This window comes from Asticcacaulis sp. SL142 (assembly GCF_026625745.1).
Lineage (GTDB): Bacteria > Pseudomonadota > Alphaproteobacteria > Caulobacterales > Caulobacteraceae > Asticcacaulis.
Window position 1 is genome coordinate 1,322,839 of sequence record NZ_CP113061.1, and the last position, 16,025, is coordinate 1,338,863.

Genomic DNA, 16,025 nt, shown 5'->3' on the forward strand with positions numbered 1-16,025 from the left:
ATTTGCCGTCAACCCAATCACTACCAGAGGGCGAATTTAACCAAATAATTGCCACCAGCCGGTATAAAAAAAAACGCAGGCTCCGTCAGGAACCCGCGCCTCATTTTTTAAAATTTGATCGCGTATCTTAATCCAAAAGCGGCACACAGTTATTGACTGCGTAGAACTTCGTTTGGGATGCGTTTTCTAAAAACCACTTAGAGCAGTTTCAAATCGACCGCTGCGGTCTTGCCACGCTCGGTTTGCAGTTCGTAGGCGATCTTTTGACCATCAGCCAGACCTTGCAGGCCCGCGCGCTGAACGGCCGAAATGTGTACGAACACATCTGAACCACCGTTAGACGGCTGAATGAAGCCGAAGCCCTTCGTTGAGTTAAACCACTTGACTGTACCTTCAGCCATGATGCTCTCCTTATCTAAAACGAGCTGTTATCGAGGTGGGAAGCGCACTTCCCGTAGACAATCGCATATCTCGGTAGCAGTTAGTTTGAGATCAGGAGACATGGCCCTAAAAAGGAACATATCACCGGAGCCCGTGGTATCGGCAGCCAGACTAACGAATTGTGCAAGCATTAAGACAGCGGTTTTTTTAACGGTCAAATAAAAACGCTGTAAAATGGCCCCTCTCCTCATAAAAAACCCGTGAGATTCATCAGAACAATGTTATCCAATGCGCGTGGTGGCTAAAAAAATGGCGCGCCCCCCCTTCTGTGGCGCGCCTGCCTAGGCTAAATATCAATCCGCGTCTTTTTCTGCCGGGAGTCCCTCTACCCTATGCGCGCCTCCGTCCTTAGACGCCTGTTCCTTAAGCGGGTTTTGTCACTTCCACCAGCCGTCCTGCGCTTTCTGGCGGGCGGCAGCGTCGTCCATGTCGATGGGCGCACCCTTGATGCGCAGACTCAATTTCTGTGGCGCACCTATCTGAGCAGCCACCACCCGACACCCCTGACCGTGAACGCAAGCTCGCTGGAGTTGGCCCGGCAGGAATGGCGGGACGCCGCAAACCTAATGTGCGCCCCTCTGGATGGGCGGGTGCGCATTGAGCCGGTCGGCAGAACGCCCCAGATCAGTGGCCAGATCACCGCCCCGATCAGCGGACAGTTGATCCGCCCGCTGCTCATAGCCCCCGATGCACCGTTGATTGTCTTTTTTCACGACGGCGGCGGTGTACTGGGCGGGGCTGAGTTGTCAAAAAGCTTTGCCACACTTTTGGCGGCGGAAACCAAGAGCCCGGTCTATTTGCCCGACTACCGACTGGCACCAGAGCACCGCTTTCCAGCCGCGTTGGAGGATGCCCGTTTGGCCTATGACTGGGCCGTGGCCAATGCGGAATCCCTGGGAGTGATGACGGGTGCGGTCGCGGTGGGCGGACAATCGATTGGCGCGTCCCTCGCCACGCGGCTATGCCTTGACCTCAAACGTGAGTTCAAGCCTCTGCCCGTCGCTCAACTGTTGATTTCACCGTTGCTTGATCTGGCCGATGACACGATTGCCGCCTCGGCCTATGCGAAAAGCTGGCCGGTGTCGTCGGCGGATATCGCCACCCTGATCGATCACTACGGCGGTGCGGGCATCAACCTGACTTCGCCGCAGGTGTCACCGCTTAGGGAATCTGTGGTCGTAGGACAACCCAAGGCCCTGATCGTGGCTGGTGGCCTCGATCCCGTCGCCCATCAGGCCGAGGCGTGGACGCGCCGTCTGATGGAGGCCCGCACTGAGGTGGTTTATCGTCGCTACGACACCCTGCCACACAGCTTTCCGTTATTTACAGATGTCGTTGATTCCGCCCGCAGCGCCGCCTTAGATATTTCGCAAAACTGGCTGAAATTATTGGCGTAACAGATACCGTCTTAACCCTGACCCACAGCTTGGGAAATGTGCGTGAAGCCATCCGCTTTCAACCGCTTGACCAGATCGCGCTTGATGCGGTCGGTCAGCCCTGACCCTTCATAGACCAGCGCCGAATAGATCTGCACCAGCGAAGCCCCGGCCCTGATCTTGGCATAGGCCCGTTCGCCGGAATTGATGCCGCCTGCCCCGATCAGCATCAGCTTGCCGCCCGATGCGCCATAAGCCACGCGCAGGGCCTGCGTCGATAACGCAAACAAAGGCTCCCCCGACAGACCGCCGCTTTCACCGGCATGGGCGGACCTAAGCGTGTCCGGCCGTTCCAGCGTCGTATTGGAAATGATCAGCCCGTCCAGCTTATGATCAATGGCGCTTTCGACCGTATCCACAATCTCCGCGTCATCTAGATCCGGCGCGATCTTAAGAAAGATCGGATAGTTGGTGCCGGTCACGCTTTTAAGATCATGGCGCGTCTCGGCGATGCGCGACAACAGCTCATCCAGATGCCCGCGCCCCTGCAAAGCCCGCAGTCCCGGTGTGTTGGGGGACGAAATATTGACGGTAAAATAAGAACTCAAGCCCCACAGGGTTTTCAGCCCCGTCACATAATCAGCCATGCGGTCGGTAGCGTCTTTATTCGCGCCAATATTGGCTCCGATGACCGCATGGTTTGGCCGTCCGGCATAGCGGCTCAGATGGCCGGAAAAGACCTCAAGCCCCTTATTGTTGAACCCCATGCGATTGATAACGGCTTCGTCCTCTTTCAGGCGAAACAGACGCGGTCGGGGGTTGCCCGCCTGCGGCAGAGGGGTGACCGTACCACATTCGACAAAGCCAAAACCGGCGCGAATCATGGCCAGCGGCACGTCGGCGTTTTTATCAAAACCGGCGGCAAGCCCTACGCAATTGCCGACCTCAAGCGTCCCGCCGTCATAGGGAATAGTTACGCTCAGTTCCGGCGGATTATAATCCGACGACGGCCCCATTCCCGTCACACTGCCCAATTTCAGCAGGTGCAGGGTCGCGGTATGAGCGTCTTCGCCATCTAGGCCGTGCAGCGCCCTTACTACCGGTTTGAAGATATCCATCAGGCCGGTTCCTCATCGGCACCGATCAGGTCTTTTGGCTTATAGAGCCCGTCATAGGTCGGACGCCCCGCCACATCGACTTCAAACACGGTCGCGGTCGCGGTCGGGTAGCTGCCGCGGATACGGTCCGTGATCTCAGGCCCTGCCGCCCCTTCATAGAGGTATTCAGACACCAGATACTGCACACCCGGATTATGGGCGATGACCAGCAGGCACTCACCGCGATCGTCATGGGCCTCAATGAACTGACGCAGTTTGCGCGAGCCAGCATTATAAAGCGCGTCGTTCACTTCGGCGTCGATCCCACCAAACACGGCTGATACCTGCTCAAAGGTCTGAAGCGTGCGGTGGGCCGAAGAGACCAGCGCAAAATCGGGCTTTAGCCCATAATCTTTCAGGGCCAGCGCCACCGCCGCCGCTTCGCGCAAGCCCCGTGGGGCCAAGTCGCGATCGAAGTCTTCGCCGCTTTCGGCGTCTTTTTCCGCCTTGCCATGGCGCATGATAATCAGATGTTTCATGACGGGTGATATGGCCCAAAATCTATGACTCTAAAAGCAGAATTAACGGGTCTCAAATTAAAATTTCATGCCTTTTCGATCTCGCGCGCCGTCGGCACGGGCTTCGCCCCCAGAGCCTCACGGATATCGCTTAGGATCGATTTGTCAGCGGACTTTTGAGTCAGCGCCACAAACGGTCGGCGACCCGCTTCCATCAGGATCAGACCGCCATTCATCGGCAGCACGTTCGGCACGATCATTTCAATCGTCTTTGACCAGCGCGTCAAGGCCCGCCACGGCGGGGTGTAAAGCGCGTATGACCAGGCCAGCGGTTCAAGCTCAGCGTCACGAATGGCGGTTTCAAGCTGCATGCGGCTATAGGGCAATCCGTGGCCAAACGGCGTTTTTTCGGCATGGGCCCAGAACCCGCCGCGCGCCGCCACCGCAATAATCAGACGGCCATTGGGTGACAGCAGGCGCGAGGCCTCCAGCAACAGACGCTCAGGGTTTTGCGCTTCTTCGAGGGCATGGATCAGCAGTATTCGGTCGAACAGACCGCCCGAAAACGGCAGGGCCTGCTCATCGACCAGCACCGAGCGTACGCGCAAATCTTCGGGCCAGATTTCGGCCCCCTGCGCTGCCGGCATGGCCGCCAGCACCCGCCGCGCCTTGGCAAACGGGGCCAGATACGGCGTGGCATAGCCCAGCCCCAGCACATCGAGCCCGGTCACATCATCCCACGCTTCCATCAGCTTATCGCTGACCATCTGGCGGGCCATCATCCCTTCGGGGGTGGTATAAAACCGGTTTAAATCTTCGACCGAACGGCGCACGGGCTACGCAAATCCTTATAGGAACTCTTCTTTTCAGGGCATTATGTTAGCAGCAATTCCCCTGAACATACAACCGTCCCCTATTTTACACATGGCCATTCTTTGACAATAGGGCCATTCTTTGACAATACCAATGGCCGCACTTACACAAGGGACATGGCTCTTGATATCCGCGTCTTCCCCTGTCTTCAGGACAATTACGCCTTTTTAGTGCGCGATCAGGCGACGGGACAGGTGGCAACCATCGACACCCCCGACGCGGACATGATTGCGAATGCGATATCGGGTTTGAGCTGGGGGCGGCTTGACTACATCTTCAACACCCACTGGCACCCCGATCACACGAACGGCAATCAGGCGCTGAAAAACCGTTTTGGCTGCGAGATTTTCGGGCCGCAGGAAGTGAGCCGCAACGCCCCGCTTGATCAGGTCATACACCCCGGCGATGAGATCGCTCTTGGGGAAACGCGTTTTGAGATCATGGATTTGCGTGGCCATACCGCCGGTCAGATTGGCTATGTAAACCGCGATTTTAAAGTCGCGTTTGTCGGTGACTGCCTGTTCGTGCTGGGCTGCGGGCGGCTGCGGGAAGGCTCTGCCGCCGATATGTGGGCGAGCCTGACGCGCCTGATGACCCTGCCCGAAGACACCCTGATCTACAGCGCTCATGAATATGCGCTGGATAACCTAAGATTTGCCGAAAGCCTTGATATCCATGATGATCTGGCGGTTCAGGCCAGCCATTTGCGCACGCTCAGGGCTCAGGGTCTGCCCACCGTACCGTCACGCCTTGGCGACGAAATCCGCGCCAATCCATTCCTGAAACTCCCGCTCATGGAGCCGGATTTTGACGCGCAGGCGAACCGTTTTGGCGATCTTCGCGCCCGCAAGGATCAGTTTCGCTGACACGCCACAAATTTGCCGCAAGTTACAACCTATCAATGGCACATGACCTTACGTCAAAACTTGTGTCGGTTTCAGTTGCAACCGTGACCAAAAAAGGGCATAAGTAGGCCATAAGTAACCTGCGTATAATCTGAACATGTGATTCCACCGCTTCTGCGGTCAAACCCTATCCCGCGCAGACGTCATGTCATCTATATTTGACATCGTTATTTCCTTCGTCGCCGCGCTGATCGCGGCGGCCTTTGCCCATTTCGGCGCTTCGGAAATACCCGCTGGACGCAACCTGCCCGCGGCGGCCACTCCGCCGGAAGCCACATCCTATATGGAGCCCGCGCCCGTAACGGCACCTGAACCACCGGCTGCCCCGGTGGCTCCGCAACCGATCAGCGATATTCAAGTTGATCAGGACGAAGCTGAACACGCGGCGGCCATCGCCGAACAGGCCGAATACGAAGCTGAAATGATCGCTCACGAAGCGGAAATGAAGGCCCATGAAGCGCAACTCAAAGCGTTTGAAGACCAGATTGAAGCGCGTATCGAGGCGGTTCACCGCAAGGCCGAGGCCCGCCACCTGTCAAACCTGTCGTTCCGGATCGACGGCAAAACCGTGAGCGGCATCAATGTTACGCTGCCGCAGAATTTCACGCCTGAGCATTTCAACCCCGAAGCCTTTGCTGTGCCTCCGATTGATGTCGCCTCCCTCGAAGCCGCAAAATCCCACGCCCAGCCATTGGAACGGGTAGCACAAGCCGCCTGCAAGGCTGCCGAAGCCGCCCGCGTCCAGCAAATGATGACCCAGCACGCACACCCTTCCGGTGACGTGGTTCTGTGAGTTATAAATGCCGCTAAGGTGCGGCATCTCCACGAAAAATTGACAAAAATTTTGACAAACCCCTTTACCATACGCGCCGGTTGAGGATAGCGTTTCCCCTCATTGGAGAAGCCAAGCCGGGGGAGAAGCCAGCCCGATGGATAATCCGGATATGGCTCAAAGGTGCCGTTTATGAAATTCAGAACCCGTCCGCCGCTTAATCTGACCGCGCCACAAGTCGACGCCGAAGCGCGTGAGGCTGAGACTAATGCCGCCCCGTCAGCATCGGCGGATGATATTTTTGATGACGTGGCTATCCCGACCCCACCCCCGGAGGCCAGCCCGCCGGTCGCCACCCGTACCGCCCCCCCTTCGCGGGCGCGGTCGTCGGAACTACAGCCCTTACACACCCCCACCCGTCGTCAGGAAATGACGGTAAATTCAGGCCCTTACTGGGTTGGTGCCACTTTTGTCAGCCTGCTGTGGGCACTGGGGCTGGCCGCCTTCGCTTTGGGTGCCGAAGCCCAGCTTGACGCCTTTGTCACCGCCCCGCTTAAGGCGATCATCCTTGTATTCATGGGCCTGTTCCCGGCGGGCATGGTGTTCGCCTCGGCCTTTTTGCTGCGTCAGGCCGCGATTTTGGCCAGAGAGACCCGCCGCGCCTCAGACCTTGCCGACTCCATGGTCGGCCCTGCCGCCACCGCCGCCAATAATGCCAGCAAGCTGGTGGAAAACCTGCGCCATCAGGTTGATCAGGCCGTGCGCGCCGTTCAGATGGCCCACCGCGACTTGACGACCCTGGCCAACCAGATGAAGTCGGAAACCGACCGCATCCTTGATGCCGCCACCACCGCGCAAGACACCACCCGCGCCATCACCACCTCTCTGGGCGGGGAACGCGACGCGATCTACAAGATGACGCAGGTGCTGGATAGTCAGGCGCAGGGGGTGATGGAAGCCGTCGACCGGCAGGCGCGCATGGTCGCCGATGCCTCAGACCTCGCCCAGACTCAGCTTCGGGAAGCCGAAGCGACCTTGGCCGCACGCGCCGCAGACCTCGCCAGTGTCGCCGCCGACGCTCAGGCCACGGCCAGCGCGATATCGGACGACCTAAGCCGCCAGACCCTGCGGCTGGAAACCGCCGGCAACGGCGTGGTCGATCAGATCCGCACCGTCGAGGAAGGCCTGTCGCAGCAGCGCGCCGGACTGGTATCGGCGGCGCTCTCCCTGCGCGCCGATCAGGAAGACTTCGCCCAGCATATCGAAGGCCAGCGCAACCAACTGACCGATGCGCTGATGACCGCCCGTCAGGCGACGGTCGATCTGGGCGAAACCTCATCACGCGGAGCCGATGTGCTGCGTGATCTGGTGGTCGCCGCCCAGGAGCATTTGCGTCAGGCGATCGGCGCTGCGGAGAATGAGCGCACTTCCTATGAGACCCGAATCCATTCGACTCTGGCCAATATTTCGACCATGGCCGCCGATGCTCGCGATGAACTGATCGTGGAAACCCGTCAGGCGCTGGAGGCGCTCAATGTCGCCGCTGAGGATGCCCGCCGCACCGCCGATGCGGCGGCAGGCTCCGCCCAATCGCGGGTCGATCGTCTGAATGAGGCCCTGTTTGAGGCCGGGAAAAAGGCTGATGAGGCGTTCGACAGCCGCTTTGCCGCCGCCCGCCGCCTGATTGAAAACTCCGCCGACCTGATCAATGAAGCCGGAGACCGCACCGCCGAGCGGCTGGATCAGACCTTCCAGCACGCTCAGGCGGCGATTACCGACGTTGCCGGGGCCATGAACGCCCTCTATGCGCGCGCCGATGAACTGCCGCACATCGCGCAGGAACGGATCAATGAAATCCGCCGCAGCGTCGAAGAGGGCCTGATGGCGATGACGGAATCCGCCCGCCGTGCCGCGCTGGAGACCGAAGCCGTCGATCAAAAATTTCAGGAACGCGTCCAACGCAACTATGAAATGTTGCAGGAAACCGTGCGGATGATGGGCATGGTATCCGGCCACAATACCGCGCCCGCCGCCACGGCCTTTGCGCGCCCGCCGCTACGCCCAAGCGATACTGACGCCAAGAAATCCTATGGCCAGCCGGTGCGTCCGGCCACGATTGAACCCGCCAGATATGAACCGAGCCGGCCATCACCGGTGACGCCAGCGCCTCAGCCAGTACCGCAACCGGCTGCACGCCGTCCGGCACCGGAGCCATTTGATCCGTTCGTTGCCCCAGCGGCCAAAGACGTAAACCGTGAGACGCCGCGTGCTCCGGCTCGTCCGCCACAGGATGATGTGCTGTCGGCCCCGTTTGAGGCCCCGGCGGCACCGCAGTTGAAACCGGCACCTTCGCCATATGCTCCGCCCCAGCCGGAAACGCCCTCGCCGCGCCCGCGCCTGCGTCTGACCCCGCTGGATCAGGACGACGATATCCACATCCCCACGCCTCAACCGGAGCCGGAACCGGAACCCCGTCAGTCCAGGCAAAATGACGGCTGGTCCTGGCGCGATCTTCTGGGGGGCATGAATGGCGACGCCCGGACGCCCCGCCGTCAGGAACCGGCGGCGACGCCCCCGGAGCCGGGATTTGATGAGCCTGCGGCGCCTGCCGCCCCGCCGCCCTATTCCTATCAGGCGGCGCAGGAGGCGCTGGCCAATGCCACACCGGCCCTGCCTGATGCCGAAGAGTTCGATAATCTCGATGACACGCTGATCAACGAAGTCTCGCGTATGGGGATTGATGCCAAGGCACTGATCACCCGTTCGCGCCTCGAAGAAGCCGTTGCCGCCATCGCCACCGATGACAATGACACCGCCCGCCGGGTGATTGTGCGCATCGCCGCCGATCCCGTACACCGCCTGTCGCGTCGCCTGAGCGCCGATGCCGAACTGCGGGAGCAGGTCAATGATTTCGTGACCTTCTATGACCGTCAGATCAATGTGGCTTTGCTGACGGCTGAGCCGGAAGCGGCCCTGATGGATGTGCTGGCCAACGATACCGGTCGGGCGTACCTGCTGTTCGATGCGGCCATCTCAGATCTGTCGTAGAAAAGTTATTCGACTTTCAAAGAAAGTCGAAAATACATTTTCTACGGTACAATGCGGTCAAACCTAAGCTAGGGGCGGCCCGTCGCTTAAGTTTGGCTTTTTTGGATATTTGATTTTATGAGTATTCAACTCAAATCCGAGGCCCAAAGCTGGCCGATCGCGGGCCGGTTCACCATTGCGCGCGGATCTAAAACCGAAGCCCAAGTGCTCTATGTAGAACTGCGTGACGGAGATCACATTGGCCGCGGCGAAAGCGTGCCCTATGCCCGTTATGGCGAGAGCATCGAGGCCTCTATTGCCGAACTAGAGGCGATCCGGACGCAGGTTGAGGCGGGACTCAACATTGAGGCTCTGCAATCCACGCTACCCGCAGGGGCGGCCCGTAATGCGCTGGATTGCGCCCTGTGGGATCTGCGCGCCAAGCAAAGCGGTATTGCCGCCTTTAAAACCGCCGGTCTGCGCAGCCTGTCGCCGCTGAAAACCGCCTATACCCTAAGCCTTGATGCCCCCGAAGCGATGGGCGCACAGGCCGCCGCCAATGCCCGCCGCCCGATCCTGAAACTGAAAATCGGCGGCGCGGATGATCTTGATCGCGTTGAGGCCGTGCGGGCCAATGCGCCCAAAACCCGCCTGATCGTTGATGCCAATGAGGGACTGGATTTCGAGACTCTCAGGCGGATTGCGCCTGACCTTAAGGCGCTGGGGGTGGTGCTGATCGAACAGCCTCTGCCGGTTGCCGATGATGAGGCGCTGATGGGTTACAGGTCGCCGGTGCCACTGTGTGCCGATGAAAGCCTGCATACCAGCGCCGACTTGATGCGCTGTGCGCGGCTTTATGAGTGCGTAAATATCAAGCTCGATAAGACGGGCGGATTGACCGAGGCGTTGAAACTGAATCAGGCCGCCCGCGACAAAAGCCTGATGGTCATGGTCGGCTGCATGGTGGCCACGTCGCTGTCGATGGCCCCGGCCATGATTGTGGCGCAAGGGGCGGATTTCGTGGATCTGGACGGGCCGCTGCTGCTGGCCAAAGACCGGGAATATGGTCTGGGGATTGTAGGGTCAATGCTGGAACCGCCCTTACCCGAACTTTGGGGCTAAATAATCTCCTTCTCCCCGCAAGCGGGGAGAAGGTGGTTTTCGATTTATCGGAAACCGGATGAGGGGCAAAAACCCATGTTCAGCATGTTGAAAGCTTGTTAAGGCCCCTCACCCTAGCCGGCACGGGCCGCCCCGCTCTCCCCGTCATTCTGATTGCCCTATCGCTTCGCTACTTGAGGGCGCGGGGAGAGGGAACTAAATAGAGCCACACAGCAATGCCAAGCCCGGCCAGTGACACCCCTGCCATCAGAGCGTAACCACCCGACCCAATACGGTCATAGACGGCGCCTGATGCCAGCGTCCCTAAGCCCATCATCACCCCGGTCGTAAAGGCAGCATTGAGACTTTGGGCCAGACTGCCCAGGCGGCGCGGCGACAGGGTCTGCACCAGTTCAAGCCCGGCCAGGTAGATGGCGGCAAAGCTGAACGCATGCAGGGCCTGAACGAACCACAGCACAGACAATGGCGGCGACAGGGCCATGATCCCCCAGCGCACTACACTTAAAATCCCTGCCAGAACCAGCATCCGCCACGGCCCGACCCTTCGCCGCCATGCCAGGGTAAACCACATATAGGCGACTTCGGCGACCACGCCCACAGCCCACAGATAGCCGCAAATGGTGCCGCTATAGCCCAAATCGCGCCAGATAATGGTCGAAAAACCGTAATAAAAACTGTGGGAGGCCTGAAAACAGCCCATAGCCACCACCACCCACACCAGCTTTCGGTTAGCCAGCAGGGTTTTTAACCGTGCGACCCCGCCTTCACGCGCCCCCTCGTCCGCGATCTTATCCGCGTCCGGCAGGTCGTCTTTTGATTTCGGTTGCAGTATAAGGGCTGCGGCGGCCGAAATACCCAACCCCGCCAGCACCACCCACACCCAGATAATATCCGGCGTCATCAGGGTCAGCAAAAACCCCAGCAGGATATTTGTGGCCACGAACACCGCCGAACCGATCGCGCGCGGAAAGGTGTAGGCAAAGCCCTCCTTGGCGGCCAGTTGAAAGGTCATGGCGTCAATCAGCGGACTAACCGAAGTGGTCAGCGTGTAGCCCACCGTCCACAGCACCAGAAAGCCGTAGAATTTGTGGTCACCGAACGCGGGTGACGTCCCCATCGCGGCGAAAAAAATCGCCCCCGCCAGAGCCAGCCATATCATCGGCGTGCGGTAAAGCTTAAAATTATCGGCCCACACCCCGATAACCGGCCCAGAAGCTGCCCGCAGCAGCAGCGGCACGGCCAGAATAAGCCCGATCTCAGACCCGCTTAAGCCCTGCGACTGGAACCACAGCGGCATGTACGGCAATGACGCGCCGGTGCCGATATAGACAAAGGTGTAAAACAATGCCTGACGGGCGCGCGTCGACAAATCACGCCGCGGCGATTGCGGGTCTTTGCGGGAAAAAGGTATTGTGATCCGTGACATTTTCAGTCTTTGATAGGCCTTACACCAGCCCATTACCATCGCAACTGTCTCAAACGCCACTTGATTATGACCGATTCCCTCAACCCCAGACCCGCAAAGGGCCTCTATCCCGCCATAGAACCCTATGATGCAGGCTTTATGGCCGCGGGGGGACGCCACCGGATCTATTATGAGCAAAGCGGCAACCCGGACGGCGTTCCGGTCGTCGTGCTGCACGGCGGCCCGGGCGGCGGCACCAGCCCGAATTTACGTTGTTACTTTAATCCGAAGCTCTACCGCATCATCCTATTCGATCAGCGTGGCTGCGGGAAATCGACGCCCCATGCCTCAAGCGATCCTGACCTGAGCGACAACACGACCTGGCATCTCGTGGCCGATATCGAAGCCCTGCGTCAAAAGCTGGGGATTGAGCAATGGGCGGTGTTTGGCGGGTCATGGGGATCGACGCTGGCGCTCACTTACGCCATCAGCCACCCGGATAAGGTGACCGCGCTGATCTTACGCGGCATATTCATGGTCCGCCCAAAAGAGCTGAAATGGTTCTATCAGGAGGGTGCCAGCTATCTGTTTCCCGATATCTGGGAAGATTTCGTAGCACCCATCCCCGAAGATGAGCGCCACGACCTGATGGCCGCCCACATCCGCCGCCTGAATGGTGAGGATAAGGCGGCGCAAGCGGCCTCGGCTCTGGCGTGGAGCGGCTGGGAGGGGGCCACCCTGTCGATCGAAGGGCCGTCCGACACACCGTCAAAATTCACCGATACTGACTTTGCGGTTGCCTTTGCGCGCATTGAATCGTGGTACTTCCAGAACAAGGGCTTCTTTGAGCATGAGACCTGGATACTGGATCACATCGACCGTATCCGCCATATTCCGGCATGGATCATTCAGGGCCGGTTTGATGTGGTCACCCCGATGGACAGCGCCTGGGCCTTGCACAAGGCTTGGCCGGAAGCGCGCTTTAAGCTGATCGGTAAGGCCGGACATTCGTCGTCCGATCCGGGGATATTAGAGGCGCTGGTGGCCGCCTGCGATCAGGCGGCTGAGGTTTTGGGGTAGGTAAAAGAGCCCACACCACCTCTTTCCTACGCAAAGCGGTCCCCGGCACCGGCCGCCCGGCTCACCAACAAGTTGGGGAGGTATAAAAATCCAGCCCACCGGCTGGAAAATCGTGAGATTTGAGTCAGATAATAGCCGACAAGCGCAGCAGGTAGACTAACTACCTGCAAGCGCAGACTGCGTATTAGCTGCCCAAAGACCGCGATTTTCCCTTACTCGAAGCGGGCGAAGATGGAATTCTGGCGGGGTAGCTCCTGGTATCTATGCACCCTCACGCCCTGGATCAGGCCAAAGCCCACCATCACCGTCAGCATGACCGAGCCGCCGTAGGACAACAGCGGCATAGGCACGCCCACGACCGGCGCCAGCCCCATGACCATGGCCCCGTTGATCAGCACATAGACGGCAAAGGTGGCAATTGTCCCTGCCACAGCCAGCCGTCCAAAGTGGCTATGGGACAGCATGGCAATGCGCAGGGCCATGAAAATCACCAACCCATAGAGCAGAAATACCGATGCACCGCCGACAAAACCCAGTTCTTCGGATACGGCTGCAAAGATAAAGTCGGTATGCTTTTCCGGCAGGAAGTTAAGCTGTGACTGTGAACCGAGTCCCAGCCCCTTACCCAACAGCCCGCCTGAGCCCATGGCGATCTTTGATTGCAGGATGTGGTAGCCCGACCCTGACGGATCGGATTCCGGATCAAGGAAGGTGGTGATGCGCTTGGCCTGATAGTCGTGCAGGACAAAGGTGAACACAAACGGAATGGCGACAATCCCTGCCCCCGCAGCCGTCGCAATCGCTTTCCAGTTCAGGCCCGCCGCCACCATGACCGCCACACCGGTAATCAGGATCAGCATAGCGGTGCCGAGATCCGGCTGGTGCGCCACCAACGTAAACGGGATTAGGATCATGAAGATCGGCACCAGCAGTTTCCACGACCAGTTAGCGTCCTTGGCCGAATTTTCATGATACCAGCGCGCCAGAGCCAGCACGATGGCCAGTTTCATAAACTCGGATGGCTGAATGTCGGTGATACCGATATCGAGCCAGCGCTGCGCCCCCATCTTGACCTTACCGAACAACTCAACCGCAAACAGCAGCAACAGCGATCCGCCGTAGGCCCAGTAACTTATACTCAGCCAGATACTGAGATTGATCATGGACAGGCCGATCATGACCACGAAACACAGCCCAAACCGGAACAGATGGTCATAGGCCCACGGCTCCCACGACATGCCGCCGACGCTATAGAGCACCAGTGAGCCCATACCGGCGATCAGGGCCATCATCAGGCACAGCGTCCAGTCAATCTGAGCGAACTTGTTCTGATAGCGTTCGCGTTGTCCGGGGCGTGTCAGTGCGCTTTCAGCCATAAGATACCTTACTGCGGTGGGATAGCGTCGGGCGACGGGTTGATATCAAGCGGTTCGGGGGCCGCATCGGACGTCAGCGGCTGATCCGGTGCATTGGCCAAATTCGGATCAACCGGCATGGGTTGAATGATGCGGGCCTGCATTTCAGGGTCTTTGATCAGGGCCAGCTTCATGATTTCGCGCGCTTTCGGGGCCGCAAACATCGACCCGCCCATACCGTGCTGGACGATGACCGCAATGGCGTATTTGGGGTTATCGGCGGGCGCAAAGGCGACAAACAGGCCGTGGTCACGCAGTTTCCACGGGATGCCTTCGTTGCGGCGGTTAGTCACCTTATCGTAGGAGCGTACCTGCGCCGTGCCGGTCTTGCCCGCCATTTCGATATTGCCAAGGTTCAGGCGCGAATTGCGGTACGCCGTGCCGGTTACATCATTGGACACCGCGACCATACCCGCGCGGACGATATCAAGATGCGCCCTTGAGAACGGCAAGTCTTTGAAATCCTTGAACGGAACTTTTTCAACTTCGCCGATTTTCTTGACCAGATAGGGCTCAACCGCCTTCTGGCCATTGGCGATGCGGGCGATATAGGTACATAATTGCAGGGCTGAGGTCGTCACATAGCCCTGACCGATGGCGACCGAAAGGGTTTCCCCCGGATGCCATTTCGGATCGTTCTTAAAGGCCGTGCGCTTATATTCGCGGTCAGGAATGGTGCCGCGCTTTTGACCCGCGATTTCAAAGTTTTCAAAGATATGGCCCATACCGAGCGCCCGCGCCGTCTGGGCGATGCGGTCGGGACCGGCCTCAGCCCGATTACACATGTGGTAGAAATAGACGTCGCATGAGTTTTTAATGGCATCATGCATGGTCTGTGGGCCATGACCACCGCGTTTGTGGCAGGCAAAGGAGCGATTGCCGTAGCGGTAACTGCCTGAGCACACCACCCGCTCTTCAGGGTTTATGCCGCCCTCAAGGAAGGCCAGAGCCGTCGCCACCTTAAATGTGGAGCCCGGCGCATAGGTCGAGCCGATGCACTTATCGAGCAGCGGCAGGCGCTCATAGTCGCGCAACAGGCCGTACGCCTTAGACGATATCCCCGACACGAACAGGTTGGGATCGAACGACGGCGCCGACATCATGCACAGCACTTCGCCGGTGTGGATGTTCATCAACACCGCCCCGCCGGAATCTTCGCCAAAGACCTCCAGCGCGCGTTGCTGAATCTCGGCATCCAGCGTCAGGACGACATCTTCGCCGGGTGTGGCCGGACGCATGCCGTCTGAGTCTTCGGCAATGATGTTGCCGGTGGCGTTGACTTCAATCTTACGTGCCCCTGCTACCCCGCGCAGGTCTTTGTCGAAGGCCTTTTCAATGCCTTGCTTGCCGATACGAAAACCGGGGTGCAGCAGGATGGGGTCAAGCTGTTCTTCGTCGCCCACCGCGGCGGTCTCGGCCTTAAGGTCTTTGTCGGAAATCTTACCCACATAGCCGATGACGTGGGAAAACGCGCCGCCGTAATGGTACACGCGCACCTCATCCATCGACACATCCACGCCCGGAATGGTCGAGGCATAGAGGTTGACCTTGGCGAAATCTTCCCAGTTCAGGTCGGTGGCAATGGCGGTCGGTGCAAACCGCCGGCTTTGGTTTATGTCGCGCAGGATCGCCCGGCGGCGCAGCAGGGTCTGCGGCAGGACATAGGCGATCTGATCCAGGGTCTCGTCTATATCCTTGACCTGAGAGCGCATTACCAGCACCGAAAACGATGGCCGGTTTCCGGCAATGACCACGCCGTTGCGATCGAGGATTTGCCCGCGCGGCGGCGGGATCAGGCGGTAGTTGAACTGATTGGCCGAGGATAGGCGCCGGTACTTGCCACCTTCGATAAGCTGAAGCTGCGCCAGCCGTCCGGTTAGGGCAAACAGGCCAAACGCCACCACCCCGCCCATCAGGAAGACGCGCCGTGAGAACACGCCCTGACGTTCGTTGACATCGCTGAAAATGATCGAGGTTTCAGCCATCTATGCCAT

At 59.1% G+C, this 16,025-nt stretch carries 13 protein-coding genes; 6 read left to right on the top strand and 7 right to left on the bottom strand.

Features of this window, described 5'->3' with window-relative positions:
- Positions 1-197: 197 nt before the first annotated feature.
- Positions 198-401: a cold-shock protein gene (locus OVA03_RS06035; protein ID WP_267527245.1), complete on the bottom strand. Its 204-nt coding sequence runs from the start codon at positions 399-401 to the stop codon at positions 198-200.
- 372 nt (positions 402-773) lie between these two features.
- Between OVA03_RS06035 and OVA03_RS06040 the strand changes: the two genes are divergently transcribed.
- Positions 774-1,838, top strand: a complete 1,065-nt coding sequence (locus OVA03_RS06040; RefSeq protein WP_267527246.1) for an alpha/beta hydrolase — start codon at positions 774-776, stop codon at positions 1,836-1,838.
- A gap of 11 nt (positions 1,839-1,849) precedes the next feature.
- On the opposite strand, the gene OVA03_RS06045 is transcribed toward OVA03_RS06040, so the two are convergent.
- From OVA03_RS06045 to OVA03_RS06055, 3 genes are all read right to left on the bottom strand, one after another.
- Positions 1,850-2,935, bottom strand: coding sequence for a quinone-dependent dihydroorotate dehydrogenase (locus OVA03_RS06045; protein ID WP_267527247.1), 1,086 nt, complete (start codon positions 2,933-2,935; stop codon positions 1,850-1,852).
- The gene (locus tag OVA03_RS06050) at positions 2,935-3,453 is read right to left on the bottom strand and encodes a SixA phosphatase family protein (protein WP_267527248.1); all 519 of its coding nucleotides are present in this window, start codon (positions 3,451-3,453) and stop codon (positions 2,935-2,937) included. The genes OVA03_RS06045 and OVA03_RS06050 overlap by 1 nt, the downstream gene beginning before the upstream one ends.
- 65 nt (positions 3,454-3,518) lie before the next feature.
- Positions 3,519-4,265, bottom strand: a complete 747-nt coding sequence (locus OVA03_RS06055) for a class I SAM-dependent methyltransferase (protein ID WP_267527249.1) — start codon at positions 4,263-4,265, stop codon at positions 3,519-3,521.
- Positions 4,266-4,421: 156 nt separating this feature from the next.
- Here OVA03_RS06055 and gloB point away from each other — a divergent pair, with 156 nt between their 5' ends.
- From gloB to dgcA, 4 genes are all read left to right on the top strand, one after another.
- Positions 4,422-5,171, top strand: coding sequence for a hydroxyacylglutathione hydrolase (gloB, locus tag OVA03_RS06060; RefSeq protein ID WP_267527250.1), 750 nt, complete (start codon positions 4,422-4,424; stop codon positions 5,169-5,171).
- A 184-nt stretch (positions 5,172-5,355) separates the two neighbouring features.
- Positions 5,356-6,003: a hypothetical protein gene (locus tag OVA03_RS06065; protein ID WP_267527251.1), complete on the top strand. Its 648-nt coding sequence runs from the start codon at positions 5,356-5,358 to the stop codon at positions 6,001-6,003.
- Between the two features lie 171 nt (positions 6,004-6,174).
- The gene (locus OVA03_RS06070; protein WP_267527252.1) at positions 6,175-9,030 is read left to right on the top strand and encodes a tipN; all 2,856 of its coding nucleotides are present in this window, start codon (positions 6,175-6,177) and stop codon (positions 9,028-9,030) included.
- A gap of 117 nt (positions 9,031-9,147) precedes the next feature.
- Complete coding sequence (dgcA, locus tag OVA03_RS06075) at positions 9,148-10,131, top strand: N-acetyl-D-Glu racemase DgcA (RefSeq protein ID WP_267527253.1); 984 nt, start codon at positions 9,148-9,150, stop codon at positions 10,129-10,131.
- 169 nt (positions 10,132-10,300) lie between these two features.
- Here dgcA and OVA03_RS06080 read toward each other — a convergent pair whose 3' ends face one another.
- Positions 10,301-11,557: an MFS transporter gene (locus tag OVA03_RS06080; RefSeq protein ID WP_267527254.1), complete on the bottom strand. Its 1,257-nt coding sequence runs from the start codon at positions 11,555-11,557 to the stop codon at positions 10,301-10,303.
- Between the two features lie 66 nt (positions 11,558-11,623).
- Between OVA03_RS06080 and pip the strand changes: the two genes are divergently transcribed.
- Positions 11,624-12,616 (top strand): prolyl aminopeptidase, encoded by a 993-nt coding sequence (gene pip / locus OVA03_RS06085; protein ID WP_267527255.1) that lies wholly within the window; start codon positions 11,624-11,626, stop codon positions 12,614-12,616.
- 212 nt (positions 12,617-12,828) lie between these two features.
- Here the strand turns inward: pip and rodA are convergent, their stop codons facing one another.
- Together rodA and mrdA are read right to left on the bottom strand one after the other, a co-directional pair.
- Positions 12,829-13,992, bottom strand: a complete 1,164-nt coding sequence (rodA, locus tag OVA03_RS06090) for a rod shape-determining protein RodA (RefSeq protein WP_267527256.1) — start codon at positions 13,990-13,992, stop codon at positions 12,829-12,831.
- Positions 13,993-14,000: 8 nt separating this feature from the next.
- Positions 14,001-16,016: a penicillin-binding protein 2 gene (gene mrdA, locus OVA03_RS06095; protein WP_267527257.1), complete on the bottom strand. Its 2,016-nt coding sequence runs from the start codon at positions 16,014-16,016 to the stop codon at positions 14,001-14,003.
- Positions 16,017-16,025: the final 9 nt, after the last annotated feature.